Origin of the sequence: Kocuria sp. JC486 (genome assembly GCF_011602805.1) — a bacterium.
In the GTDB taxonomy this organism is placed as follows: domain Bacteria; phylum Actinomycetota; class Actinomycetes; order Actinomycetales; family Micrococcaceae; genus Kocuria; species Kocuria soli.
Window position 1 is genome coordinate 1 of the sequence record NZ_JAAOZS010000040.1, and the last position, 9,219, is coordinate 9,219.

Annotated in this window: 12 protein-coding genes and 1 pseudogene; 7 read left to right on the plus strand and 6 right to left on the minus strand. The window is 67.8% G+C overall.

Translation table 11 applies throughout. The features are described 5' to 3' along the window. Positions 1-946: IS3 family transposase (locus tag GWK18_RS12575; protein ID WP_209280962.1), on the plus strand; the 946-nt coding region annotated here is incomplete at its 5' end. 36 nt (positions 947-982) lie between these two features. On the opposite strand, the pseudogene GWK18_RS12580 reads toward GWK18_RS12575, so the two are convergent. The 6 genes and pseudogenes from GWK18_RS12580 to GWK18_RS12605 form a co-directional block, all read right to left on the minus strand. Beyond that, a pseudogene (locus GWK18_RS12580) lies at positions 983-1,180 on the minus strand (ParB N-terminal domain-containing protein); the annotation flags it as partial. Then, the gene (locus GWK18_RS12585) at positions 1,177-2,076 is read right to left on the minus strand and encodes a hypothetical protein (protein WP_166835648.1); all 900 of its coding nucleotides are present in this window, start codon (positions 2,074-2,076) and stop codon (positions 1,177-1,179) included. The gene GWK18_RS12585 and the pseudogene GWK18_RS12580, both read right to left, overlap by 4 nt. Positions 2,077-2,174: 98 nt before the next feature. After that, positions 2,175-2,576: a hypothetical protein gene (locus GWK18_RS12590; RefSeq protein ID WP_245193331.1), complete on the minus strand. Its 402-nt coding sequence runs from the start codon at positions 2,574-2,576 to the stop codon at positions 2,175-2,177. Further along, complete coding sequence (locus tag GWK18_RS12595; RefSeq protein ID WP_166835666.1) at positions 2,573-3,220, minus strand: DUF2637 domain-containing protein; 648 nt, start codon at positions 3,218-3,220, stop codon at positions 2,573-2,575. Before GWK18_RS12595 ends, GWK18_RS12590 begins: the two co-directional genes overlap by 4 nt. A 32-nt stretch (positions 3,221-3,252) precedes the next feature. Further along, complete coding sequence (locus GWK18_RS12600; RefSeq protein ID WP_166835650.1) at positions 3,253-4,185, minus strand: bifunctional DNA primase/polymerase; 933 nt, start codon at positions 4,183-4,185, stop codon at positions 3,253-3,255. Beyond that, positions 4,185-5,264: an ImmA/IrrE family metallo-endopeptidase gene (locus GWK18_RS12605; protein ID WP_166835652.1), complete on the minus strand. Its 1,080-nt coding sequence runs from the start codon at positions 5,262-5,264 to the stop codon at positions 4,185-4,187. Before GWK18_RS12605 ends, GWK18_RS12600 begins: the two co-directional genes overlap by 1 nt. 311 nt (positions 5,265-5,575) lie before the next feature. Between GWK18_RS12605 and GWK18_RS12610 the strand changes: the two genes are divergently transcribed. From GWK18_RS12610 to GWK18_RS12635, 6 genes are all read left to right on the plus strand, one after another. After that, a complete protein-coding gene (locus GWK18_RS12610) occupies positions 5,576-6,007 on the plus strand; it encodes a hypothetical protein (RefSeq protein ID WP_166835655.1) in 432 nt (143 codons plus the stop codon). 61 nt (positions 6,008-6,068) lie between these two features. Then, on the plus strand, positions 6,069-6,533 hold the full coding sequence (locus GWK18_RS12615) for a hypothetical protein (protein WP_166835657.1): 465 nt from the start codon (positions 6,069-6,071) through the stop codon (positions 6,531-6,533). Further along, positions 6,530-7,540: an MAB_1171c family putative transporter gene (locus tag GWK18_RS12620; RefSeq protein WP_166835659.1), complete on the plus strand. Its 1,011-nt coding sequence runs from the start codon at positions 6,530-6,532 to the stop codon at positions 7,538-7,540. Before GWK18_RS12615 ends, GWK18_RS12620 begins: the two co-directional genes overlap by 4 nt. Continuing rightward, entirely contained in the window at positions 7,537-8,673 is a 1,137-nt protein-coding gene (locus GWK18_RS12625; RefSeq protein ID WP_166835661.1) for an alpha/beta hydrolase, read from the plus strand. The genes GWK18_RS12620 and GWK18_RS12625 overlap by 4 nt, the downstream gene beginning before the upstream one ends. Positions 8,674-8,809: 136 nt before the next feature. Further along, positions 8,810-9,010, plus strand: coding sequence for a helix-turn-helix domain-containing protein (locus tag GWK18_RS12630; protein ID WP_085107820.1), 201 nt, complete (start codon positions 8,810-8,812; stop codon positions 9,008-9,010). A gap of 4 nt (positions 9,011-9,014) precedes the next feature. After that, on the plus strand, positions 9,015-9,182 hold the full coding sequence (locus tag GWK18_RS12635) for a hypothetical protein (protein ID WP_166835664.1): 168 nt from the start codon (positions 9,015-9,017) through the stop codon (positions 9,180-9,182). Positions 9,183-9,219 lie beyond the last annotated feature (37 nt).

Below are 9,219 nucleotides of genomic sequence, written 5' to 3' on the forward strand. Positions count from 1 at the left end.
AGAACGAGGTCCTCAGGCGGGCGGCGGCGTATCTGTCGCAGGCGAATCTGAAACTCGGTGGCTCCCCAAAATGACGTACCCGCTCGTATCTGAGCTCGCTGACGCGGGGATTCCCGTGACGGTGTCGTGCCGGGTCCTCAAGCTCGCCCGCCAGCCCTACTACCGGTGGCGCAACGACCCGATCCGGGACGCGGACGTGCTTCGGGCGCACCGGATCAACGCGCTCTGCGACGCGCACCACGAGGACCCGACGTTCGGCTATCGATACCTCGCCGACGAGGCGCGGCGAGCCGGATGGCAGATGAGTCGGCGGACGGCGTGGAAGCTGTGCTCGCAGGCCGGGATCCTCTCGTCCGCACAGCGCCGTCGGCGCGGGAAGGGGAAGAAGGCCGGCCCGCCGGTGTTCGACGACCACGTGCAGCGAGTGTTCCGCGCCGATGCGCCGAACCGGCTCTGGCTCACGGATATCACGGAGCATTGGACGAGCGAAGGCAAGCTCTACTGCTGCGCGATCAAGGACGTGTTCTCCAACCGGATCGTCGGCTACTCGATCTCGGATCGGATGACCGCGAAGCTCGCCGTCGATGCCGTACGCAACGCCGTCACGCGACGTGGTGACGTCGCCGGATGCATCCTGCACGCCGACAGAGGCAGCCAATTTCGGAGCCGCGCGATGGCTCGCGAGCTGCGCCGTCACGACATGGTCGCATCGATGGGCCGAGTCGGTGCGGCCGGGGACAACGCGGCCATGGAGAGCTTCTGGTCGCTTCTTCAAACGAACGTGCTCAACCAGCAGCGGTGGGTGACCAAGCAGGAGCTGCGCCTGGCCATCGTGGTCTGGATCGAGCGGAAGTATCACCGCCAGCGAGCACAGGACACCCTCGGCGGGTTGACGCCCATCGAGTTCGAAGCCAAGCTAACCGAGCCGCTCACACTCGCGGCCTAAACCAAACCTGTCGCCAGTTCGTTCCTCACGCCCCTTCTTGATCGCGGCCAGGCGTCGCGCCCCGCACACCAGTACGCCGTCGATGGTGATCGTGAGTGGTTGCAGCAGCCCGTCGCGGTCGATGGATGCCGCGAGGGCGTCGATGTCACCGAGGTCAGCGCGGTGCCGGGTGCCGACGAGGATCGAATCGACGGTGCGGTCGAGCTGGATGCTGCCGATCTGTGGCTCTGTCACGACGACTCACGGCCCCCACCACTCGGAGCGGCCAGAGCGAGCGCGAGGATCAGATCGTCGTCGCGGAGCAGCAGGTCGAGCGTTTCGCCGAGCAGCAGCCGGAGCAGGACGCCGCGACCGCTGCTGGTGGCCACGTAGGCCGGGTGCGGGTTCCCGAGCAGCGCTTTCAGGAGAGCGGCCCAGGAGCGGCGCGGGAGGTCGAGAAGTGCCCGCGCGTGCCTGTCGCGGCGCAGCGTCTCGTAGGCGGACTGGCGGGTGCCGGCCTTCATCAACGCCCCGCAAACGTGCTCCACGGCGGCCCGTGCGGTATCGGTTGGCCAGTCGAGCAGGCACAGCATCGCGATGGCGTCCTCGGCCGCCGACCCAGCGGACATGCACGCCTGCGCCGACCCGAGACTCTCGCGCGGCTCCGGTTCGAGATCGCTGGGACGCAGGTCGGTGGTGTGGAACGCGGGATGGTAGTCGGCCAGCGCGGTGTCGCGTTCGGAGAACCGTTCGGGATCGTGGAACGCCGAGACGTGCGCGCGGCGGGCCTGGTGCACCGAGCAGAGCAGACCTTGGGCGCGTTCCTCGTAGACGCAGGTAATCCGCACCGCGTGGGTGATGATCGCCCACGGATCGTTGGCCTCGCGGGTCGAGCGGTACTGCATCGCGTCGAACGCCGCCGTGACCGCTTCCCAGGTGTCGAGCTTGTGCTTCCTCGCGAGAGCGCGGTACTTGTCGGCGGCGAACTCCATCAGGTCGCGGGCCACCGGGTCGTGAACCCAGGCGTCCTCGCCGCCTTCGCCGAGGCGATTGAGCAGGGCGCGCAGGCCCTCGCCGGTGGTGAAGTCCTCAGCCCCGTAGGCCGTCGGCTCGGTCCTGGTGTTCGTGTTGGTGCGGGTTGGTGTGGTCATGGTGTCGGCACCTCCTGGCAGGCAGGTGCGCACTCGCTCCCACGAGCGCGTCTCGCATGCCGATGCCGTCGCAGCCATGACCTCTCACCGCCGTCAACTCATCGAGACCCCGGAGCGGGATGTCTGCGACGCCGGTGTGCTGCTGCGCCCGAACGCCGCGATCGGAGGCAACCGCCGGGCACGGTCCCCCCGAGACGACGGACTCCGGCCCCGAGCGGGGTGCGGGTGCGGCGTGCCAGTTCGGCCTGGAAGTCGAGGCCACGACCTGCCGCGTGCGCCGAATGGCGGGCGATCAGGTCGGTGGGGCGCACCCACTCCACGCCGCGCCCACGAACGAGCGCGTTCTGCTTGTCGTCGCGGGCGACCTGCGCGGCCCGAACCGCCTCCGGCGTACTCGCCGCCTCGACGGCCTCCGCGCGCTCCCTCGGCACCTCGGGCATCAGTCTCGCCGGATCGGGCCTGGCCGGGTCGTTGTGCTGCGGGTTGTCAGTGGTGTTCATGGGGTCGTCTCCTCCCGCTCGTCGGCGGTATCGGTTGTGTCAGTGAGGTGCGCGACGGCGAACCAGCGGCCCACGGTCGAGGGATGCACCCCGAGTTCACGGGCGATCCGCTTGTTCGACCAGCCCGCCTCTCGCAGCTCCCACCCCAGCGCCCGCCGATCCGCCACACCGTCGTCGCGACGGCCAGCCTCCGTCTCGCCGGACGGTAGCGCGGGCATCGACTCCGCAGTGGTCGTCGAGAACGACACGGCGTCGGCAGGTTCTTTGTCGGGGTCTGTGGTGCGGGTGAGGATCACGGTCAGGTGCGTGATGGCCAGCAGCACGACGGGCGGCACTGCTGCGACCGAGGCCGCAAGCATCCTGGGAACGTCGGCGTCTGCGGCGACGACTGCGTGAATGGCGTTCGCTGTCACTGAGACAAGCGCGCCGCCGACCAGCAGCGCCCACGGATACCAGGCCGAGCGCTGCCCGGCGAGCGCGACGACGGCGACCGTGGCGACGACGATGATGCCGTCCACGATCAGCGGCCACGCCCACGCCTGCCCCGCCCCGATCCCGGAGCGAGCGGCCAGATCGGCCAACGACGTGAACGACAGCCAGAACGCCCCGGCAGCGATGAACACCGTCCCCGCGACCGCCGTCATCGCGGCCCACCGCCGCCCCTCCGATTCACGCCTCACAGCCCCGCCCTCCCGAAGGCTGCGGACGGTGGGCTCGCCGAACGACCGAACCAGCGACCCACGTTCCGGCTCCGGCCGTCTGACGCGGTCTCGGATGCGGGCTGAATGGCTCGGTAGGCAGAGCGCACGGTCGTGGCGATCTCGCGATCACCTAGACCAGCCGACTGTGCCGCAGCACCCAGCGCATCGAGCGCATCGGCGGCCGAGACGCCGTTCTCGGCGAGGCGACAGGCAGCCCAGAACAGGCCACGGTTCCGCTCGCCCTCACCCCGCCCGGCGACCCACGCCGCCAACCGCTCAGATTCCATATCCATCGAGCCGCTGCTGGGACGTGGTGGGGCGACGGGGCGCGGGTCGAGAAAGTCCCGCAGACGTGCCGCATCCACCGCGCCGACCGAGTGCGCGGCGATGTCCGCGACCTCGTAGAGCTTCACATTGCCGTCGATGATTCGTCGGGAGGGCGGAGCGATGATGTAGCCGCCGTCGCCCCGGAAATCGACACCCGCGGTGGCTGCCTGCCACGACCGCTGCTCGCTGCCTAGTGTCGCCGGGAAGTAGACGTGCACGCCACCGGTCGGTGTGCGCACCAGCAGACCCGCTCCATCTACGAGCCCCGCGTCGGAGGCGCGCTGGAACGCCGCCCGGCCATCGTGGGTGCCGTGGACATCGACATCGACGACGACAACGCCCGATACCGCTCCCGTCGGGATGCCGATGTTCGCGTATGGTGTGCGCGACCACCACGCGGCAACCTGTTCCGGGTCGCTGCTCGCGTCGAGGAACCCACGGCGGGTCAGCGGACGCTTCCCCTCGACGACGCACGGGAACACTGGCACGCCAGCCGCCGCGAGACTCCGCGCCGCCAGTGCCAGGCTCGGTGAACCATCCACGCGGATGAGCGCGGCGAGGACATCGAATGGCTCGGGCATCACAGCCCCCGACCTGCCAGCTCGGGCACAGGCGCAGCGCGCGGCCGATCAGCCTCCACCGAGGGCGCTGCCGTGCGGGAGGTGCGCGGGTTGGGCGTGTCGCGGTCGAGGCCGGGCGGGGTGCCGTCGCCGACTTGGAGCGTGTCGAGCGGGTCGAGGATCGCCAGCGCGGTTTTCCGCACTCGCTCGCCGGTGGCCTGCACCACCTGGACGGGCTCTTGGCCGTCCACGCGGGCGGCCCAGGCCGAGACGTACGGGATCGTGTACCCGGCGGTGTCCATGCCGTGCGCGGCACCGATCATCAGCGCGACGGACTCGGCTTCGACCTCGCGGATGCCGCGATGCTGCCGCGCCTCCTCGTCGTCGGGATCGTGCATCACAACATGCGCGAGCTCGTGCGCGAGGGTCTTGACCTGCGCGGCAGGGTCCATGTTCTCCCGCACCGCGACGGTGCGCGCCTCGTAGTCGGTCATGCCGTTCGCACCGGAGATCATCCCCTCGTGCGGCACTCGCAGCACCTTGAACCCCGCCCCGCGAATCTGCCCGGCCAACCCATCCCAGAGCCCCGAAGGTGCTTCGCCTTCCAGCAGCGTAGGCGCGGGCGGCATCGGCAGCGGTTCGCCGTCGGTCTGCGAGGCGTCCCACACGTAGGCCGGTCGCGCGCCGACCATCCGCGAGCGCACGACCTCGTTGACCTTGTGCTTCTCGCGGGGTCCCAAGCGACGCCAGGAGTTCGGATCGGCCGGATTGGATGAGGTGAACCGGCCCGTCACGGGCGCGAAGATCATGTAGCCCGGCTGACCCTTCATCACCTGCCGCCCAAGCCCTTGCCACTGCCGGTACCCGGCGACCAGGGTAGGGAAGGGTTCAGGCACCCGGCCTGCCTCGAACGCGGCCTCGTGCTGCACCCAGATCAGCATCGTGTTGTTGAACGACCGCGACCGGAACCGTGCCGCGAAGGCGAGCGCTTGCCGCCAGTCATCACCCGAGACCAGCGACTCGACCGCGCCAGTCAGCTTCTCGTGCAGCTCGTCGAGCTTCGCCTCTCGCGCCGCGCGGGCGTCCTCGTTCGATGCCATGCTCCGGTCTCCTCTTCGGCGGGCCGCGCCAAGGTTGCGCGCGGCGGTACACCTGACAGCTAGGCGCGAACACCCGTGCCCGAACCGTGAGCTGGACATCGTTCACCCCCTTGAGGCAGCCCGAGCCGAGACCGGAACCGAGCATTGAGCATGCTCAAAATGTCCCGGAGTCCTGTTCTAACACTGGCCGTTGAGCATGCGCAAGCCTTGATTTGTGCATGCTCAACGAGTACGGTTGAGCATGCACAACCACCCTCCGGGGTGGATCACATGGATGCCTTGCCCGTCGCGAAGGGAATGGGGTCACCGTCATGACCGAAGACGAGAGTCAGGCTGCGGCCGAAGACCTCGCCAAACGTCTACGCCTCCTGATGGACGTTGCCGTCGCCGAGTCCGGCACGGAACCGACCTACTCGCAGATCGCCAACTACCTCCATGAACGAGGCACCAACCTGTCGCGATCGCGCTGGACGTACATGATCAACGGCCACCGCTACGTCCAAGACCCCGCCGTGTTCGAGGGTCTCGCGGAGTTCTTCGACGTGGACGCCGCGTTCCTGCTCGGTGAGGACGGTGCTGCCACCCCCGAGAAGGTCTCTGCGCAACTTGATCTCGTTCGGTCCATGCGTGCCGCGAAGGTGAAATCCTACGCAGCCCGCACCCTCGGCGACATCTCGCCGAAAGCACTCCATGCCATCACCAAGTTCCTGGATGAGGAAATGACACCAACGCCTGAGCACTGACTGGGTGTCGCGCAGGGCGAAGCCGATACCGGTCGCTGCTCCCCACTGAGAGGGGCGAACCGTGAATACCGAACAGACCGTATCGGCGGCCGTGGCGGGCCTTCGGCTCGGTGGTACCTTCACCTTCGACGAGCTCCTCCGCTCTGTCCAGGATCAGCGGCACCGCAGACTTCGGGTCATTGAGCTGGCTGATCTTGATACCCACGACGGCCTCTGTGCGCTCTGGCTGGCAACCGATACTGACGACCTCGTGCTCCACGCCCGCACCGACTCGACACTCCACCGACAGCAGTTCATCCTCCACGAACTCGCCCACATGATCCTCGGCCATTGCGACGGCGATGACTGCACCGTCGACGAGGCGCTGCTGCCCAACATCCCGCCCTACACCCGTGGACGCCTGCTCCGGCGGCAAGACCTTGACAACGAAACTGAGATCGCCGCCGAGTCCCTCGCCGACAAGCTCGCCGCCGGCATCCGAGGATCAGTGTTCGCAGAGTCGGCCTTCCCGGAGATATTCGGATGATCCAGACACTCGTCGCGACGCTCATGTGGGCGCTCGTGGCGAGCCTGCTTATCTTCCGCCGCAAACGCACCGACAGAAGTATCACCCACGCCGCCTTCACCATCGCCATAGGGATGACTTTGAACGTCGATGCCATCTACACCGTCGTCGATCCGCTCCTCGGCGGCACGAACATCGCGACGCTCATCGCGGACGCACTCCTGATGATCGGGCTCTTCTTCCTCGGACGCGGCGTCTTGAAGACCGGCGAGTACCGGCCCAGGCTCGTCCGCGCCACCGTCAGCGCGCCCGTCCTGCTCGTCGCGCTACTCGCGATCACCGCAGCATTCCTGTTCATCGACCGTGACACCACCACGACACGATTCATGAGCGATCTCGGTGCGCAACCCGCAGCAGCGGTCTACTCGATCATCAACTTCAGCTACGGAGCACTCGTCATCGCGACGATGCTCGTCCTCGCCGCACGGCAGTACCGGCACAGCACCGGCATCCAGCGCCTGCCCGCCGCACTGTTGAGCCTGGGATCAACGTTCGGTGTCGCGCTCTGCCTCGCCGTGATCGTCCTGGACATCGCCCACGCCACCGGCCACCTCAACCTCATGCACGCCATCCAGCCTGCCTACGATCCGCTGTCGGTCCTCACTTTTGTGTTCCTCTGCGCCGGGTTCGCGGTCCAACCCGCCGTCCGCCGCGCCCAGCACCACGCCCGACGGCGGCACACCATCTCCTTCGCGGCGCAGTTGGAGCCGCTCTGGCACCGGGCCACGCTCGCACGGCCCGGCCTGAGCCACGCCGACCCCCTCGCCACCAACAGCGAAGACCCCGAAGGACACCTCCACCGCATGATTGTCGAAATCCGCGACGCGATGATCGACCCACGCATCACCTTCAACATCAGCACCGCCGACCGCGGCCTACTTGAACGCGCCGAGAGCCACCTCGTCGGAGACGACACGGCCGTCGCAACGACGTTGCCCGTTCCCAACGTCGAGGAGCGTGGATCGTGATCGGCTGCATCGCCATCGGTGCGGGGGCCACGGCGGTAACGACTGCCGGGGTTGGGTGGGCCATCGCGCGGCGGCTCACCGCCCCCGTCGGCCCACGCACGTTCAACCTCACTATCCGAGGCATCGAGCACGACGACAAAGGTGACCTGATCGTGCTTGATCGCACCGACCAAACCACCGCGCCTGGCAGCTACAACCTTTGGTTCGAGCACGGAGGCTGGGTCCAGCTCTCCACCGAGGTCGTCGATCGCGGACCGACTCGCGTCGCGCGAAGGATCACCGGCACTGCACCTGGCCTCACCCCGAAGATCGGCAACCGGGCCTCCTGGAGCGGCATCTGCTACGCCACCCCAGCCGACGCCGGGCTCCGCGCCCGCGAGATCACCATCACGACCCCGGCAGGACAATGTCCGGCGTGGCGCGTTGACGGCGACCCCGCGACGTGGGCGGTTCACATCCACGGACTCGGTAGCACCCGCGCCGGCACGCTGCGCGGCGTCCTCGCCGCAACCGAGCTTGGCTACACCTCCCTTGTCGTCAGCTACCGCAACACAGCAGAAGGGCCCCGAGTCGGCACTGGCCGCTCAACCCTCGGCTATACGGAGATGGCCGACGTTGACGACGCCATCGGATATGCCGTCCGACGCGGAGCGCAGCAAGTCGTGCTCTTTGGCTGGACAATGGGGGCCGCCATCGCCCTCCAACTCGCCGACCACCCGCGACACCAAGGACTGATCGCCGCTCTCGTACTCGACTCGCCAGTCCTCAACTGGACCGAAGCCATCAAGACCAACTGCGTTCGCAGCGGACTGCCCGCAGCAGCCGGGCAGCTCGCTATCCCGTGGCTCACCCTCGCCCCGCTGGCACGCACAGTCGGGTTGCGGGGCCGCATCCCGCTGCATTCCTTCGACTGGACCGCCCGAGCCGCAGACCTCTCCACGCCGACCCTGATCCTCCACGGCACCCGAGACGACTCCGTACCGATCCGGCTCTCACAAGCACTCCGCGACGCGCGCCCCGATCTCATCGAGCTGGAGACCTTCGACGCCGGCCACACCCTCTGCTGGAACACCGCCCCCGACCGATGGCAGGACGCGGTGACCGCCTGGCTCAAGGCGCGTGTCCCGCGCTGATCGGCCACCGGAGCGACCACCCCATCCGCACCCATCTCGTTCGGCCACGCCCGGAGAAACCCAACTCAATCTGTACCTCCGCCGGTATCATCGTGGGTGTTGGCCTGCCTGGGCCATTGAGCGAGGGAGGACCAACGTGGCTGAGCCGTGGCTGTCCGCTGACGACATCGCCGCCCACCTCGGGGTCACCAAAGACACCGTCTACACCTGGATCGCCGAGAAGGCCATGCCCGCCCACAAGGTCGGACGCCTCTGGAAGTTCCAAGCCAGTGAGATCGACGACTGGGTGCGACGAGGTGGAGCCTCATCCTCGACTCACGACGAGGACGCCGGGTAGCCACGTGCGGATCATCAACAACGTCTCCGACCTCCTGGGCGACGATCTCAAAGCTGAGATCGCGCCGGGCTCGAAGGTGCGCATCGCCGCATCGACGTTCTCGATCTTCGCGTTCGAGGCACTCCGCAAAGAGCTAGATGTACTTCCCCGTGACGTTGTGAACGCGTTGTGAGGGTGTTTGGCCGCCGATGCCGGTGTGGGGTCTGTGG